The organism is Paenibacillus sp. Y859, assembly GCF_056786405.1.
This window is the reverse complement of sequence record NZ_JBXCIZ010000005.1, coordinates 193004-209884: the sequence shown is the minus strand read 5'-3', so window position 1 is coordinate 209884 and position 16881 is coordinate 193004. Positions and strand designations below refer to the sequence as shown.

The window sequence follows — 16881 nt, the reverse complement described above, 5'->3', positions numbered from 1 at the left end:
GGACGGTAGCGCCGTTTCTACTTGAACTCGAGCTTATATTCCTGGTATGGCATTACGCTTGTGAGCTGATCTTGTATAAATGCCTTCCAGGCGTTCTCTCGATGCCGGGGAAATTTCCTTCCCCTCCAAATAATCACTATTCTCCTCATATGTAAGACCGAGTTCAGCTTCATCTGTCTGTCCATCCCATAAACCAGCAGTAGGCACTTTATCCAGTATGGACTGCGGCACACCAAGATATGCCCCAAGCTGACCTACTTGACGCTTATTGAGGGTACTAAGTGGTGTAATATCTGCTGCGCCATCGCCCCATTTAGTATAAAACCCTGTAACCGATTCAGATGCATGATCCGTTCCTACGACAATTAGGTTCAACTCAAAGGACAGTGCGTACTGCATAACCATACGCGTTCTCGCCTTGACATTGCCTTTGCCTTGATGTGTCATGTGCCGATGAATTCCCAGACCCTTGAGCCCCTGTTCTACTTCCAATGCTACTTCAGTTACCGTATCTTCGATATTCGTCTCCGCCGTATGTTTAAGATCGAATGCCTTCGCTACAGCATAGCTATCGTCAATATCTTCCTGTGTACCATAGGGCTGAAACACACCAAGTGTCATATAATCTCGACCTGTTTCTTCACATAATTCATCCGTCGCTAATTTACATAAACCAACAGCGACCGCACTATCAAGTCCACCACTGATCGCAATGAGTAGTCCAGTAGCCCCTGCCTTCTTCACATAATCCTTCAGAAAGGTCACTCTCGCCTTAACCTCAGCTTCCACATTTATAGAAGGTTTTACCCCTAATTTCGCAATGATTTCTTCTTGTAAACTCATGACAAAAGCACCCCTATTTCCTAAAGATGATTATCTGTGAAATGAATCATTCTATATAAAACCCCGGAGCTGTCAGACTGACACAACTTCGGGGTTTATGTTGCAACTTAAAGAAAATAATTACTTACACAAACGATCAAATGCATCCGTTAGTTCTGCAGCGATCTCTTGCGCCGATCTATCTTCTATTTGGTGACGTTCTATGAAATGAACGAGTTCTCCATCTTTCATCAGTGCTATCGAAGGGGATGATGGAGCATATGGAGCGAAATATTCACGCACTTTAGCTGTTGCTTCTTTCTCCTGTCCAGCAAACACAGTGAACAACTGATCTGGTACAACATCATTTTCCAACGCCATAGCTACTCCAGGACGACACTGTCCAGCAGCACAACCACATACTGAATTGATGACGATTAAGGCCGTCCCTTTTCCATTGGGTACATTTACCTCTACTTCCTCAGGTGTTCTGAGTTCCTTAATTCCTAAACTTGTTAATTCATCCCGCATCGGTTGAATCATATCTTGCATATATCGATCAAAAGACATAGCCATTCTTATTCACTCCTCAATAATAGTTAAAATTGAAATCATTACTATGATTATACCTATTCTGAATGTTTGAAAGCAAGCAATGGCGCAGATAACTACTTCACATTCTCTGTCACCAACATATGCTACAGTGTCTATTTCAGACTTTCTATCTCAGTAATAAGTTTCACTGAAGCACTATCACGAGGAAACACCACTGTAAAGATGGTTCCGACACCCTCTTCGGAATGAACATTAATTTTACCTTTATGACGCTCGACAATACTCATACACAGTGCCAATCCAAGACCCGTCCCTTGCTCCTTGGTCGTGAAAAAGGGGGTAAACAACTTCTCTAGCTTATTCTGTGGAATGCCCGACCCAGTATCTTTCACAATCAGTTCAATACTCTTCATACTCATCTTGGTCTGTAATGTTAACTGCCCCTTGTTTTCCATAGCCTCCATTCCATTACGTGCTAAGTTTAGAATGAGCTGTTTAATCTCTTTAGAATTTAAACGTAACTTAGGCAAACTCTCCTCAAGTTCCAAAACAATACTTTGTCCTCGTAAATTTGCATCTGCCCACAGTAGTGGACTGAGTTCATGAATAATTTTTTGTAAATCACAATCTTCCTTCTCCGTTATCCGATTCTGCGCAAGTGACAAAAAGTCATTGATGATAGCATTTGCCCGATCTAACTCTTCCATAACGATTCGATAATAATAATCCAAAGAGCTTGGACTCTTCTCATTCATTAGCTGCAAGAACCCACGAACCACAGCCATGGGGTTACGAATTTCATGTGTTATACTCGCTGCCATCTGACCAACTAAGCTCAACCTTTCCATATTTCCTAATTCATTACGTAGTCTTTCAAGCTCCGTAATATCTTGAATAACCAGCACAGCACCAATAATTTCACTTGTAAAAGAGTTCGTAAGTGGAGACGCGTTCGTATAGTATATTCTAGAGTCGCTATGTGTCAATTCTTGATCCATGATCACACCTTTAAGTGCTTGAGAAATTTGAATTTCAATATTCTCCTTTTCCACCAAATCAGTAAATAAAGTTACAGAATAGCCAAGAATATCGTCTTTAGTCAGACCAGGATTCTTCACCTTGAATAGATTCATCATCATTTCATTAATACTCGTCACTTCACGATTCCTATTAAAAGAAACCATACCAATAGGCGCCACATCCATCAGCTGCTGTAATTTATCCTCTTCACGTAAATATTTCTCTGACATCCCCATAATCTGTTCCCTAAGTAGCAATCTCTCAAATGAAAATTCGATCAGATAAATAATCATGGCTCCACATAAAATACTAATAATTAGATAAATGGTACTGATAAACAGGAAGTTTATGTTATAGAATTGGGGTGTTCCTAATAAATCTACAGGTGATACAATCACCAATAGCATAGCAGGTAACAAGCATATCATGACTCGATTGATCTTTACCTTTAGAGAAACCTTTAGAAAACTTGCAGATGTGTAAAACAATACTGGAAACATCAATATTCCCGTATGTAACAGTAAACCAGATATAGAACACTCTTCTGTAAATATGAAATAAAAGGTGATATATATAGCAGCCAGAGGGATTCCAGATCTATAGCCTCCATACAAAATGGCAACAAATAGCGGAACAATCCCCATATTAAGGGGCACTACGTCGTATATTGTTGAGGAAAATATAGAACAAAGCACCAAACTAATGGCACTAGACACTACGATAACCACAGTATAACCAACCGAATCAAGATGTCTAACATTTCTCTTGTGTCGTATGTATGCATCAAGAATGAGGGGAAAAAGAAATGAAATTGAGCCGGATACTAAAACCTGCAATAAGATATCCTTAAGGGCACTATAAATGTCCATCCCACCTTCCTATCTACCTACGGCTTATTACATTATATTCTATAGTATACTTCAAGCAGAGTTGTTGTAACCTATATCTATTTGTTATGATCCTTATAGATATGGTTAATCAGCTAACTAAAGGATTAACTGCAAAGGGAGATTATAAATGATATACGATGTTATTGTTGTGGGCGGAGGTCCATCAGGACTTATGGCTTGTGTAGCAGCTGCCGAGAATGGCGCTTCCGTCCTATTACTTGATAAAGGAAATAAATTAGGTCGTAAGCTAGGCATATCTGGAGGTGGTCGTTGCAACGTGACAAATGCGATGGAAACCGAGGAGCTTATTGCCCATATTCCAGGGAATGGTCGCTTTTTATATAGTGCATTTGGACATTTTAACAACCGTGATATTATGGCTTTCTTCGAGGGCCTAGGAATTGCTCTGAAGGAAGAAGACCATGGAAGAATGTTCCCGGTAACGGATAAAGCTTCTAGTGTAGTCAACACCTTGCTAGGTAAAATTCGTGATTTGGGTGTCGCTATAAGTACGCATAGCCCCGTTGCTGAAGTTCTCTACGAGAATGGACATACTGCAGGCGTGAGGCTCATCTCTGGAGAGAAGATCAAGGCTGCCTGTGTCATCCTTGCTACGGGCGGTAAATCCGTACCACAGACCGGTTCAACAGGAGATGGTTATCCTTGGGCTGAGGCTGCTGGGCATACTATTACAGAATTATATGCTACGGAGGTTCCGATTGTTTCTAGAGAGAAATGGATTATAAACCGCGAATTACAAGGGCTATCCCTTCGTGATGTGGACCTCACCGTATGGAACCCGAAGGGGAAACAAGTCATTCATCATCGTGGTGACTTTATATTTACCCATTTCGGAATATCCGGTCCGATCGCACTTCGGTGCAGCCAATTTATTCGTCAGGTTCAAAAAAAGTTTAACGTTAAGGAAGTGGAGATGTCCGTTGACCTCTTTCCAGATTACTCAACGATGGAACTTGATGCACTCCTCAAGGAACGTCTAGAGGCTGAACCCAAGAAAGCGATAAAAAACGTATTGAAAGCTACCCTGGCTGAACGGATGATTCCGATACTACTATCTAAAGCTCAACTGGATGGGGATATCACCTACGCACATTTGCCAAAAAACCAATGGATAGACTTTATAGCCTTGTTGAAGAAATTCAGCTTCAATGTAACAGGTACGAAATCCATTGAGGAGGCTTTCGTTACTGGAGGTGGAGTTCACCTGAAAGAAGTAAATCCCCAAACGATGGAATCTAAATTGATGCCAGGGTTATTCTTTTGCGGAGAGATTCTAGATATTCATGGCTATACAGGGGGATATAACATCACCGCGGCATTCTCTACAGGTTATACAGCAGGCATGCATGCAGCAAATGGTCATTCGTGATTGACTATGGATGACCATGTACACATTAATGATGGGAGTATCCCAGAAATCATAAGGGAAATGTAAAAGTAACTATCGTGGTCGCAAAGAAGTGGGGATGGGCTACATCCGCCATCCTCACCTTCATCATTAGTCATATCACCAGCAAGACTCACCTTCCGCCTTCTCCTCGTCCGATAGTTGCACAGAATACACTTAAATCCTCTCCACATCCTTTGTTGCTAATTTTACCTGTACAGACTACATCTAAAAAATTTCCTTATATCAATCCCGTTTCATGATCTCGATAAGATCAAGAAACTCAGGATAACACTAGTTAAACCATACAGGATTATGGCTAGAGGAATCATAAGTAACCAACCCCAGACCAGACCCAACCAAGATAACGAGAACGCAATCGACATGACTACGGCGAAAGGTAGGAGCATACTTCGAATCGCAATCACTCGCGCTTGTGAGGTTGTTTCCAATGGCCATGGTAGTATAGCTATCCAATCATGATTGAGAAAACTGATCCAATATCGTGCATGCCAATACGTTAACATCGTATATACTGCTAGCAGTACCAAAATTTTAATGATAAAGGGTGGAAATATAATAGCCAGTATACATGCACCTGTGAATTGTAGATAAAGTTTACGATCTTGCGGATTGCGGAATAACGCTTTAACAGCAGCCCCCGCCAAACGCCGTTCTGCTGAACGGGAACGATATAAGTAGGGTGAATGGCGAAAAATCCACGTTTTAGTACGTGTTGGTTTAGGAGGGTCCACAGCTTGACTTAATAGCCAGTTAGTAAGCACCATCCTCCGCTTGCTATCCTCCTGTACATCGTTCATGAACGTGCCTTGCATCCGTAATCTAACCCTGATCAATAGGATCACGATAAATGCTAACAGTACAGACATCAGCAACGGCCATCGCACCTCATGCATCCCTATCAAAGACACCTTCATGTATAGGAAACCGATTAATCCTAATGTTGGAATCAAAAGAAGATGCCTTCGCCAACCTTTGAGTTTCACAATCACAATATGGCGAATCCAAGCAACAATCCAACTCGTCGTTATCGAAAAGATCAAATAACATGTACCCTCTACTGCATTCACGCCTAAACCTTGTACCAAGAAAGGCAATATTATGATGAAGACTAGCGTAGTCATCAGCAACATAACCGCCATGCTATATACGGATCCGCGTAACATCAATCCACGCATCCAACGTTGGTTCATTCGTATGAATAAAACATCGCCTTCCTGCACGAAAAGAATAATTCCTGATCTATATATTATAAGAAGCATAATTGCTAGAAATGTGCCGGTAGGCAGAGCCTCGCTCCATTTCGGAAGACCCTCCACCCATAAACCGTAATATAATCCAGAAGCAAGTAAAATACCTGGTATAAGAATGTAGAGCCATACGGTCCAATCGATAACAGACCGAAGAAGAATAGCTTGGTTTCGGAAATACTCTCGTAAACGACGCCAAAAGAGCTTCCCTGGACTTGCAAATTGATAAGAATTAAACGACTTCATTCTAGGGCCCCCCTTAAATCATGGCATCGAAACATTCAAATAACGATGCCTCTTCTGATTGCTGGGCAAGCTTTCGTATGTCCCCTAACGTCCCCTGTGCCACCACTCTTCCATCTGAAATCATAATAAACGTATCACATATTTTCTCTGCTGTATCCAATACATGTGTGGACATTACTACACCCGCTCCGCGTCGTCTCTCTTCTTCCAACAAATCAAGAAAGTCCTTGGTTGCATGTGGATCCAGACCAACAAAGGGCTCATCAACAATATAAATATCAGGACGTGCCAGAAAGCCAATCATCAGCATCATCTTTTGCTTCATCCCTTTCGAGAATCCTGCCGGCAAAAGATCCCTCGACTGACCCATGCCAAAGCGCGTAAGCAGTTCTTCCGCATGCACAACAAAATCGTCATAATCTATTTCGTAAGCTGCAGCAGCAAGATCCAAGTGCTCCCATAGCGTTAAATCCTCATAAAAAATAGGTTGCTCTGGTATATACGCATATGTACCAGAACCCCCTCCAATAGACACCTCCGCTTTTACATGTTCAAGAAGTCCAAGTATGCTCTTCAGGGTAGTACTCTTACCCGCACCATTAGGCCCGATAACCCCTAACAATTCTCCACTCCTGACCTGGAAGGAAATATAAAAAATACATGGATCACCCTGTTCATATCCAGCCTGCTCAATGTTAACCTCTAACACGGTCCCCATAGCTTGATTCCCTCTCATATCCAACCCTATTCTCAAGACATCCTCACCTTTCTTTATTGATATTTCAACTCTCTCATTTCATTAGATGTACTCAGAAGCTCATTGACTAGATCCTGTGCACGTTTAGCATCTTTAGCATGCCCCTCCATAGTTAAGCTTGTTTCTTCTGAACTAGCCAAAGTCTCTTCAGATACAGCAGATATGCTTGCAATCGCCTCGTTAATTTTAGTATTACCATGCACAATTTCAATCATATTCTGATTAACCGCAGAAATCTTTAACTTTACACTGAGTAAGCCTTTATTAATGGAATGGAACATAACCCCACTCTCTTGAACCAACGATGATTGATCACTGTTCATTTCCTTTAACATCTTCATGGCTTGAACTGAATGTAGGGAATCTGTTGAAAGGGATGACGTAATCTCTTCGATATTCGACGATAACTCTTGAGTCTGTTCAGCTAACTTACGAACTTCCTGTGCAACTACATTAAATCCTCTACCTACTTCGCCCGCTCGCGCAGCCTCGATGGAGGCATTGAGTGACAATATATTAGTCTGATTGGCTATACTTGAAATATTCTTCGTTATATCCTGAATATGGTTCGTTCTAATATGTAGGGAATGGATAAGTTCAGATACCTTGATCGTATTCATCTCCGCTTCTGAAGACTTCTCTCTTAGTTGTTCGATGAGCACAAGGCCACTTCCTGCTGTCTGTTCCGTAAGGTCAGCTTCTTCTTCCATCTGAATGGAGAGCCTTGATGTCTCTTCTACTTGAGTCTGTATGGATTGAACCATATTAGTTTGTTCCTCTATAGAATTCGCATTATGTCTAGCCCCTTGACTAATCTCTTGTACGGCCATAAAGACAGATTGCGATGATTGGTATTGTTTGACGACGATATCATGCACCTCTTGCGAGTTCACACCTAGAATATTCGCAATCTTCACTATATCCTGATGTAGATTTTGTTCCATTGTACGAGCATCATTGGCCTCCTTGATCTTATGATCCATCGCTTGTTTCATACGAAGAAAGCTGTACACCACAGCAATAAGCCCTGAAATAAACAGTAATAGAACAAACACATGAATCATTAGTGTCGTTGTAAACTGACTATACGCAACCTCACCTATTTCAATTTTGCTCACTGAGTGAAACTTGTCTATCACGTAAATACAATTCAGAATCAAGATTAAGGCACATACAATCGAGATGAACACACGATCAATATAAACACAAAATAAGGCTGCTAATGGAAATACAAATGTGAATGTAACATCTGTAGTAGAAGTCATTAATGTAAATACATACATGGTGAAGAATCCACCAAAAGTTATATATCTAGTATATTGACTTAACGGTGATTTGATATAAACAATACTTCCAATCACAATTGAGACCAAACCAACAAATAATATTACTATAACAAATTCAATACTCCGTGTCCCTTTCATATACTCAATCATAAAACCAGCAGATAAAATTAAGACCATAATCCAGCTTACAATAATCACAATAAAGTTTGCGGACTTTTCATACTGAAAACTCTTCATCTTTCACACTTCTTTCTGTGAATAATCACCCTAATATCCACCATACTAGATGAATATTCCTATTCTCTCTATGATGTATATATCTAATTTACCCATTCACTGTGACAAATCACATTTCCATTAAAAATTTATTCACGTACAATAAATAATAATCAAATCTAGCCATTTATGAATATAAGGGCGGTGAGAAGCATGATCCAAATCCAAGAAGTTGATACTCAAATGTCTCTGCATTTGTACCGCGTATTTGCCAAATCTTTTAAAAGTGTGAACGAGCATGCCGTAAATGGTAGCAAAATTGAGGGCTTTAACTCAACTGCCTTCGCTGTGATGGAGGTTCTATACTATAAAGGAGCTCAGCCCATCCAGCAGATAGGCTCAAAGCTATTACTCCAAAGTGGAAACGTCACCTATATTATAGATAAATTAGAAGAACGCGGATACCTCATTCGCAAGCCGTGTCCTAATGATCGACGTGTCATATTCGCAGAGCTAACATCTGAAGGTGAACACCTCATGAATGATATGTATCCTAAATACTCTGAAAGAATTCACAGAGCACTAAGCGGTCTAAATACGGAAGAGAAATGTCAAATGATATCTCTCCTTAAGAAAATGGGGCTTCAAGCTGAGCGGCTATCCCCATCCACAAGAAAATAATCATGTACTTGTTAGTCATAGCCCTATATAAAGATAAATGGCCCTTCTTCACTTATGCGAAGAAGGGCTATGCCGTCTTATTTAAGTACTGCGACAAAAAAAGACTTCGCCGTCCTTAAATAAGGAGGGCGAAGTCTTTTCTACTTGTTAAGCAATCTCTTTTATCATCATCGATGCATGACTTTTCTTATCTTGACTAGCATGTAATTTTACCATCGCAAATCTTGCAATCGGTTGAATCACTAAACTCTCAGCTGCAAGTACGATCAAGAAATTTCTTGGCCAATTCGTTACCCAGTCGCTAAATGTCTCTGAACTAAAACCGTTTCCTGCGATCCCCCCGATAAGTGTCATGCACGCTGACATTCCAATTACAGTGAATAAGATACGGAATAGAATCTTTGCATTAAAGCTATCTGTTGGTGCAGTAAATTTCCCAACTAATTTTTCTGCAATACGACCTACAACTACTCCTTCAAGAAGCATCGCAATAACCACCATAATCGGATATATTTTAAGAATCGATACGACAACTTCCCCATCGAATTTCCCTGCACCTAGAATGGTACCTAGTGATGACATTAACAAAGCAGTCAGCGCACAAATGATAACACCATATAATGCTCCCTCCTTACCGTTTCTTGGCAATCTTGTTTCCTGTTTCATGTTTTTCTTCCTTTCAAATGTGTATTTCTAGATAGTCTATTTCACTAATAAATTTGGAAATACCTGCGAAATAGTTCTTAATGGATCACTTGTTCTTCGGGTTAAACAAAGCATAATAGCACCTTCAATAGAAGCTGTCATCATTAAAGCAATTGAATTAGCTGTTTCTATCGAAAAGCCATCTGCTACTAACTTGTTCGAAAAGATCTCTTGCCTCTTTGTGAAAGATAGAGCACAGGCATTTCTGACTGGTTCACTTAGTGATCCCATCTCGCTAACGATGCTGCTAAATGTATAACCAGTAATCATCCCTTCTCGATCAAATTGAACTACCAATTTCTCGATCATCGCTTGGATAGCTGTTTGAGTAGATGGATAACGTTGGATTTTTTCCTCCATATCCGTTGTAATTTCTTCATTCAACGAATGAAGACAAGCGATGAGTAATTCTTCTTTTCCGTTTGGAAAATGATGATAAAGCGCACCTTTTGAAAGGTTACATGCCTTTAAAATTTCATTTAATCCCACACCCAAATAACCCTTTTTCTGAAAAAGAGTTGTCGCGATGTCGATTATCATCGATTTCGTATCCATTCCCGTAGTTCGCCTCCTACATACCGACTGGTCCGTTTGTAACTATATCAAAAAAAATCTTTATAAGTCAAGCCTCATTCTCAGGGGATGGTATTGTATTCTTAAATCTACTGACCACTAACATGCTGATGATGGCTATCACAGCCATCACGATGAAGAGAGAATGCAAGCTTCCTTCTAGCACATCACGCATACTATGCCACAAGGAATCAGAGAAATTCTTCGCTTCCTCCGGTGTAAGTAGCTTATTAATATCATCTTGAGACATATTCTCTGTCCCAGGTGTATTCTTTAATAAAGTAACAATTCTTAAGTTAATCCATGAACCAAAAGCAGCTACTCCTATCGTCTGACCCAACGAACGAATAAATGAGTTAAGCGCAGTAGAGGATCCTCGTAGATTATACCCTACCGAGGACTGAGCAATAATGGTGAATACGGTCGAAGTATAACCAAAACCAATCCCGTAAATGAAAGTAATACCCAATAAGATCAAATTCGGGGTATCTCCAGTAATCATCACCATTCCTATAGCACTGATTACAATGGCTCCGACTCCAAGCATCGTCGTCTTTCGTGAACCCACTGTGAGCAACATCCTTCCTCCTGCAATTGATCCCAATATCCATCCTATCGACATAGGCGCTAGGGCGAGACCGGAGAATGTTGCGTTCTTACCCAATACCCCTTGAATCCATAGCGGTGTATATGTTGTAAGCCCAATTAAGAGCGCGCCGATCAAGAGATTCGCAATAGACGATACAGCAATGTCTCGGATTCGAAAGAGCTTGAGCGGAAGCATCGGTTCCTCTGCTCTTCTCTCCACAATAATAAACACCACAAGAAAGAATACAGAAATAACCATACAGCCAATTAAAAATGGTGAATCCCATGAGTAATACTGACCCCCGGTCGCCATGGCCAACAACAGTGCCGTGACTCCAATCGTAAACGTAACGGCTCCAGCTACATCTACTCGAACTTTCTTTCTCACTACGTGTTTAGGTAGATAACGGGCAATAAGGAAGATCGATAGCAATCCGAATGGCAAATTAAATACGAATATCCAACGCCAGCTCCAATAATCAACGAAATATCCTCCAAGCAAAGGCCCAATTAAAGAGGATATACCCCATACTGAGCTAATGATTGCTTGAATTTTGGCACGTTGTTGTAATGGATATATATCTCCAATAATTGTAAAGGATACAGGAACGATAGCACCTGCACCTATCCCTTGAATTGCTCGAAATATAATGAGTTGTTCCATGTTTTGAGAAAACCCACAAAGTAATGATCCCAATGCAAATATGATTGAACCAACGATAAATACTGGCTTCCGCCCATAGATATCACTGATTTTCCCGAAAATCGGTGTCGTTACAGCCATCGTCAACAGATACGCTGTAAATATCCAGCTCATGAGCTGCATACCACCGAAATGACTTACAATAGCTGGCCCAGCTGGCCCTGTAACAGTACCCTCAATCGCTGACATGAATGTTGAGAGTAAAAGACCAGTCAATATTAACTTACGTTTAACATCTACAGATGAGTTCACAATTAGTAATTCCTTTCTTCTGCCAATGGGCGATACGATATAAGATATACTCCTTGTATTTTACAGCATACATAGCCCAAATGCATACCTGTTCTGTTGACTTCTGATCATAACGATATCTCCTTGTAGATCTGCAGCCAATCACTATGCAGTATTGAATATATATGTACATCGTGAAACCCATCCACTGTGTGACGATAATCTCTCAATCGTCCTTCAATCTGAAAGTGTTGAGCTGTGAACAATCTGCCTGCCCGTTCATTCCGCGGGTCTACCAAGGCTTCAATACGATGAAGCTCCATTGTTTCAAACCCATATTGTAATAGCAGCTTAACCGCCTCAGTCATGTAGCCTTGTCCCCAATAAGAACTAGATATCTCACAGCCGACTTCCCCCCGATATGCTCCTTCTAATTGCCACATATTATACCCACAGCTTCCTATCCATTCATCATTTGTTTTGTCCACAATCCCCCATCTCAGTCCGTCCTCCGTCTCGGATAAGGCATTTAGGAATTGAATCATTTCCACAGCATCCTCTAAAGAATCTAACTCTGGAATGCCTGAATGTTCTCGAACCTCTTCCTTTGACCAACATTCCAACAGTGATAATGCATCTTCATATCGCATTCTTCGAAGTAGAATTCGCTCACCTTCAAGCTCAGGGATATTCCCACCACAAACGTACATATGTATGCCCTCCTAACTCCATATTTTGAATATAATTACTCTACCACGTATATTCCGCAATAAGAACCTTACACAATTTTGTTCACAAAAAAAAGAAGTGCCAGCCGTTTCCAGCCAACACTCCCCAATTAAATACGCTATAGTTGTTACTATTTACTCTTCCTCTACTTCGTTCCTTCCAACTAGCAATATACTTATGATCATAATAAATGCAATAAGTGCAAGTAAAGGAATGGTGATGAAACCGAACCAGTTTAGGTAATCTACATTACATGGTATCCCGACGGAACATGGTGCAATTCCCGCAAATGCAGGAACCATCTGCTGTAAATAATGATATATGGATATACTACCACCAATGATGCTTAGAGGAAGTACGTAAGAGAGGATCCTTCTATCATCTTTATAGCTGGCAATTCCCAATAAAATGACTTGAGGGTACATGAGAATCCTTTGAAACCAACATAACTTGCAGGGTTCGTACAGTAGCACATCACTTAAATACAAGCTTCCGCCCGTGGCAATAATCGCTACAACCCAAGCTAGATACAGGGAATACGTTCGAATAAACCCTCTGAATCTCATGATTATTTCTCCTCTTGCCCCGCACTTTGTAATGCTATTTCGTCATTGATTGTCTTTGCAAGGTTATTATAGTTCATATCGCCTGTAAATTGAATTCCATTGATAAATATTGTTGGCGTACTGCGCACATTGTTCTTAATCGCAATTTTCTGCTGCTCGTCCACTTCATTCTGATACGTCTTGTTCTTGATATCCGCAGCTAACAGGTCATAATCAACTGCTATATTCTCTTGACGTGCTAGTTCAACAAGATATTCAGGTGTGGCCCAGATGGTCAACTCATCTTGCTGATTATCATAAATAGCATGATAATACTTCCAGAACTCTTCATTATTCTGATGGTATACCGACTGTGCTGCCAATGCCGCTGTATTAGAATCTTTATCAGGATCAATAATTAAGTAGTTCATATAGTGAAAAGATGCAAGACCTTGATCTACAAAATCCTTCACTAATTGTGGTTTGAAGTTCTGACTGAAATATTGGCAAGAAGGACATTTATAATCACCAAACTCAACAATTTTCACTGGTGCATCAGGATTCCCAATGACAGGTAAACTCTCATATGCAAAAGATACGGCGTTATCCCTCGAACTCTCATCAGACTTTGGTAGTAATGCCAGTATTACAATTGCAAGGACGATAATACCTGCCCCAGTAATCCACATAATTTTTTGCGTAAGCTTTCTTTGCCGTTCTCTTTCAGCCTTTCGCATGGCGATCGCATTAGCATTCTTCTTCGGTTTCATGAATCTTTTTAGCCCCTTTCTTCTCTCAGATTAATTTGTCAATTGACTATCTCACAATAAGGTTGTAAAAGTCTGTTTAACTATAACAATTATAGTAACCTGCCTATATCAAGTCAAACCTTTAAACGATTGTCCAAAAGTCCCTTTCGAAATATATTTCTTTATTATAAGATGTTCAGTATGATTAATATTATCAGTCCAAAAGGAGGTATTCATTATGGCACTAATTCAATGTAACTTTTTTTCTGAGGTTCTCGGTTTAAGTACTTCAATGACAGTAATTCTTCCGCAGCAGACAAGAACACAAATTGGTATGAACAATAATATATTGGGTGATAAACATCCCACTTTATATTTATTACATGGCATGAGCGATGACGATTCAATCTGGCTACGTCGCACCTCCATTGAGCGATATGTAGCTGAGCTGGGATTAGCTGTTGTTATGCCTAGAGTAGATCTTAGCTTCTATACAGATATGGCCCATGGAAATCGATACTGGACCTTTCTAAATGAAGAGTTACCCGAGATTGCTAGATCTTTCTTCCCTCTCTCAGATGCAAGAGAAGATAATTATGTGGCCGGATTATCTATGGGTGGCTACGGAGCGATGAAGCTAGCATTACGCAGACCTGATCAATACGCTGCTGCAGCTAGCTTATCTGGTGCGCTTGATATTGCTAATGATAGATTACATCAAGACCACCCTTTGATCCATAATCAGATCTTTGGCAATCAAGATATTCGCGGGACGGATAATGATATTCTTCAGTTACTTAAGCAGTGTGATCAAGCAGATGGTCCTAAGCCACTTCTCTATCAATGTTGTGGAACAGAGGACTTTCTGTACGAAGATAACCAAACTTTCCGCAAAGCATGCGCTCAAACCGAACTCAACCTTACATATGAGGAAGAACCCGGTGAACATGAATGGGGATATTGGGATGCCAAGATACAAAACGTATTAGAATGGCTTCCCCTACGCAATAAATCATAACTAACGGCTATAAGGAAGGTGATGTCTGATGTTTCAAGCAATTCCCTACGGGGACAACCGAAGCGGCTCATTCGTAGCCGTATTAGAACATTTAAAAGCACTGATTCAAGATGAACCTAATGCTATCGCTAACTTAGCTAATGCATCTGCACTACTCAACCTATTTATGAAAGATATCAATTGGGTGGGGTTCTATCTCTATGATGGTAAGGAGCTTGTCCTCGGTCCATTCCAAGGATTGCCCGCCTGTATCCGTATTCCCCTAGGTCGTGGAGTGTGTGGGACTGCTGCTTCCGAACGTCGAACCATATTAGTTGATGATGTTCATGCCTTCCCAGGCCATATCGCTTGCGATGCAGCCTCGAATAGCGAAATTGTCATTCCTATCATCAAGAACGGCGAACTTTACGGCGTACTAGATATTGATAGTCCTCTAAAAAACCGCTTTGACAGCGAAGAGCAACAATTTCTGGAACAATTCGTAGACATTCTGACCGCTCAGATATAGTTCATAACATTGTAACCACTAGTTATAGTGAGGTGTTCTGATTAGAATAAAAAGTGATGGTTCCCCATGGATAGAGGAACCATCGCTTTTTCGAATATAACCATGTTATAAAGTTCCATCGGTCTTACCACTAGTGAAGAAGTTTACGTTTATGATGCCAGTGATGCATGGTATCGCTAGCAGGTATGAGCTGCAACATCATCAATAATCGCACTCCGCATCTACCATTTACTATTAAGTGCAATAATACAGCTAAAATCAACCCAATCCCCCCGAAACTAACTTTAGTTGCATGGAGTACATCTAAATTCAGCCCAATCCCTCTGAAGCTAACTTTAGTTGCATGGAGTACATCTAAATTACTGGAAACTCTACTTTTCAGCGTTATCGCCATTTTTAACTGTCCTTTTTACAACTAAATCTCTCTTTCCCTACTTTTCCTGCTAATTAAGTGTACTTTTGCATCTATTCAAGCCTCACAGCCTCACCTTCACTCCTTAACCGACCCTAGTGTGATCCCTGTGATGAAGAAACGCTGTAGGAATGGATAGACAATCAATACAGGAATCATCGCGATGAAGATTTTGGCTGAGTTCAAGGTTCGATTCGAGAGCTCACTCATTCGTTGGATTTGCTCAGCGGTCATCGTATTCGCATCAATCACAACGACCATCTGCTGGATATAGGTCTGTAGCGGATAGTTATCCGAGGTTGACATCAATATCAACCCATTAAAGAACTCGTTCCAGTGATATACAATACTGAATAAGGTGACCGTCGCAATAACGGGACCCGCAAGCGGGACGAATATCTGAATCAACATACGCCATGGACCCGCTCCATCCACTAGTGCTGCCTCTTCAAGCTCCTTGGGCAAATTGCGGAAGAAGTTGATCACGAGAATAACACTGAATACAGGTACACTGCTTCCTAACACAAGCGCCCAAATATTATTAATGAGCCCAAATGATTTCACGGTCATATACCAGGGGATCAGCCCACCATTAAACAGCATTGTGAATACGAGAATCCACATCAGCATGTTACGGAATGGTAGCTCCTTAGCCCCCTTGGATAGTGGATAGGCCATCAATAGGATGATGACAAAGTTTAGGCCTGAGCCTAGCACAACACGTTGGATGGAAATCCAGAACGAATTAAAAAATTTACGATCACCCATAATCTCTTTATAGGAACTGAAGTTAAATCCTACTGGCCACAATCCAACCTTACCGGAGCTAGCTGCTGCATTATCACTTAGCGAGACGGCAAGCGTATACCATATAGGAAGTATACATAAGAGTGCAATACCCACCAGGGTGATGATAAGGAAGATATCGAACAGCTTGGAGCCTACCGTATTATCTTTAACCATAGAAG

The 16881-nt window shown here is 40.7% G+C and carries 18 protein-coding genes; 4 read left to right on the top strand and 14 right to left on the bottom strand.

Features of this window, described 5'->3' with window-relative positions:
- Positions 1-33: 33 nt before the first annotated feature.
- From nadE to AC1TO8_RS13535, 3 genes are all read right to left on the bottom strand, one after another.
- On the bottom strand, positions 34-843 hold the full coding sequence (gene nadE / locus AC1TO8_RS13545) for an ammonia-dependent NAD(+) synthetase (RefSeq protein ID WP_482056151.1): 810 nt from the start codon (positions 841-843) through the stop codon (positions 34-36).
- Between the two features lie 120 nt (positions 844-963).
- Positions 964-1398, bottom strand: coding sequence for a BrxA/BrxB family bacilliredoxin (locus tag AC1TO8_RS13540; RefSeq protein ID WP_482056150.1), 435 nt, complete (start codon positions 1396-1398; stop codon positions 964-966).
- Positions 1399-1529: 131 nt separating this feature from the next.
- Positions 1530-2804, bottom strand: coding sequence for a two-component system sensor histidine kinase NtrB (locus tag AC1TO8_RS13535; RefSeq protein ID WP_482056149.1), 1275 nt, complete (start codon positions 2802-2804; stop codon positions 1530-1532).
- A 610-nt stretch (positions 2805-3414) separates the two neighbouring features.
- Here AC1TO8_RS13535 and AC1TO8_RS13530 point away from each other — a divergent pair.
- Positions 3415-4677: a BaiN/RdsA family NAD(P)/FAD-dependent oxidoreductase gene (locus tag AC1TO8_RS13530; protein ID WP_482056148.1), complete on the top strand. Its 1263-nt coding sequence runs from the start codon at positions 3415-3417 to the stop codon at positions 4675-4677.
- Positions 4678-4952: 275 nt separating this feature from the next.
- Here the strand turns inward: AC1TO8_RS13530 and AC1TO8_RS13525 are convergent, their stop codons facing one another.
- The 3 genes from AC1TO8_RS13525 to AC1TO8_RS13515 are packed head-to-tail and all read right to left on the bottom strand — an operon-like array spanning position 4953 to position 8492.
- Positions 4953-6212 (bottom strand): ABC transporter permease, encoded by a 1260-nt coding sequence (locus tag AC1TO8_RS13525; RefSeq protein WP_482056147.1) that lies wholly within the window; start codon positions 6210-6212, stop codon positions 4953-4955.
- A 13-nt stretch (positions 6213-6225) separates the two neighbouring features.
- Positions 6226-6930, bottom strand: a complete 705-nt coding sequence (locus tag AC1TO8_RS13520) for an ABC transporter ATP-binding protein (RefSeq protein WP_482056260.1) — start codon at positions 6928-6930, stop codon at positions 6226-6228.
- 53 nt (positions 6931-6983) lie between these two features.
- Positions 6984-8492 carry a methyl-accepting chemotaxis protein gene (locus AC1TO8_RS13515; RefSeq protein ID WP_482056146.1) on the bottom strand — a complete coding sequence of 503 codons (1509 nt, stop codon included), beginning with the start codon at positions 8490-8492 and terminating at the stop codon, positions 6984-6986.
- Between the two features lie 192 nt (positions 8493-8684).
- On the opposite strand from AC1TO8_RS13515, the gene AC1TO8_RS13510 reads away from it, so the two are divergent.
- The gene (locus AC1TO8_RS13510) at positions 8685-9152 is read left to right on the top strand and encodes a MarR family winged helix-turn-helix transcriptional regulator (RefSeq protein WP_482056145.1); all 468 of its coding nucleotides are present in this window, start codon (positions 8685-8687) and stop codon (positions 9150-9152) included.
- Between the two features lie 147 nt (positions 9153-9299).
- Here the strand turns inward: AC1TO8_RS13510 and AC1TO8_RS13505 are convergent, their stop codons facing one another.
- The 6 genes from AC1TO8_RS13505 to AC1TO8_RS13480 form a co-directional block, all read right to left on the bottom strand.
- Positions 9300-9818 (bottom strand): DUF2798 domain-containing protein, encoded by a 519-nt coding sequence (locus AC1TO8_RS13505; RefSeq protein WP_482056144.1) that lies wholly within the window; start codon positions 9816-9818, stop codon positions 9300-9302.
- A 36-nt stretch (positions 9819-9854) separates the two neighbouring features.
- The gene (locus AC1TO8_RS13500; RefSeq protein ID WP_482056143.1) at positions 9855-10412 is read right to left on the bottom strand and encodes a TetR/AcrR family transcriptional regulator; all 558 of its coding nucleotides are present in this window, start codon (positions 10410-10412) and stop codon (positions 9855-9857) included.
- A gap of 67 nt (positions 10413-10479) precedes the next feature.
- Positions 10480-11973 carry an MDR family MFS transporter gene (locus tag AC1TO8_RS13495; protein ID WP_482056142.1) on the bottom strand — a complete coding sequence of 498 codons (1494 nt, stop codon included), beginning with the start codon at positions 11971-11973 and terminating at the stop codon, positions 10480-10482.
- A 107-nt stretch (positions 11974-12080) separates the two neighbouring features.
- Entirely contained in the window at positions 12081-12662 is a 582-nt protein-coding gene (locus AC1TO8_RS13490) for a GNAT family N-acetyltransferase (RefSeq protein WP_482056141.1), read from the bottom strand.
- A 153-nt stretch (positions 12663-12815) separates the two neighbouring features.
- Positions 12816-13247, bottom strand: coding sequence for a disulfide oxidoreductase (locus tag AC1TO8_RS13485; protein ID WP_482056140.1), 432 nt, complete (start codon positions 13245-13247; stop codon positions 12816-12818).
- 2 nt (positions 13248-13249) lie between these two features.
- Complete coding sequence (locus AC1TO8_RS13480; RefSeq protein WP_482056139.1) at positions 13250-13996, bottom strand: thioredoxin domain-containing protein; 747 nt, start codon at positions 13994-13996, stop codon at positions 13250-13252.
- A gap of 217 nt (positions 13997-14213) precedes the next feature.
- On the opposite strand from AC1TO8_RS13480, the gene AC1TO8_RS13475 reads away from it, so the two are divergent.
- Positions 14214-14993 carry an alpha/beta hydrolase gene (locus tag AC1TO8_RS13475; RefSeq protein WP_482056138.1) on the top strand — a complete coding sequence of 260 codons (780 nt, stop codon included), beginning with the start codon at positions 14214-14216 and terminating at the stop codon, positions 14991-14993.
- Positions 14994-15021: 28 nt separating this feature from the next.
- Positions 15022-15501, top strand: a complete 480-nt coding sequence (locus tag AC1TO8_RS13470) for a GAF domain-containing protein (protein WP_482056137.1) — start codon at positions 15022-15024, stop codon at positions 15499-15501.
- Between the two features lie 130 nt (positions 15502-15631).
- On the opposite strand, the gene AC1TO8_RS13465 is transcribed toward AC1TO8_RS13470, so the two are convergent.
- Together AC1TO8_RS13465 and AC1TO8_RS13460 are read right to left on the bottom strand one after the other, a co-directional pair.
- A complete protein-coding gene (locus AC1TO8_RS13465) occupies positions 15632-15895 on the bottom strand; it encodes a hypothetical protein (protein ID WP_482056136.1) in 264 nt (87 codons plus the stop codon).
- 96 nt (positions 15896-15991) lie between these two features.
- On the bottom strand, positions 15992-16876 hold the full coding sequence (locus AC1TO8_RS13460; RefSeq protein WP_482056135.1) for a carbohydrate ABC transporter permease: 885 nt from the start codon (positions 16874-16876) through the stop codon (positions 15992-15994).
- Positions 16877-16881 lie beyond the last annotated feature (5 nt).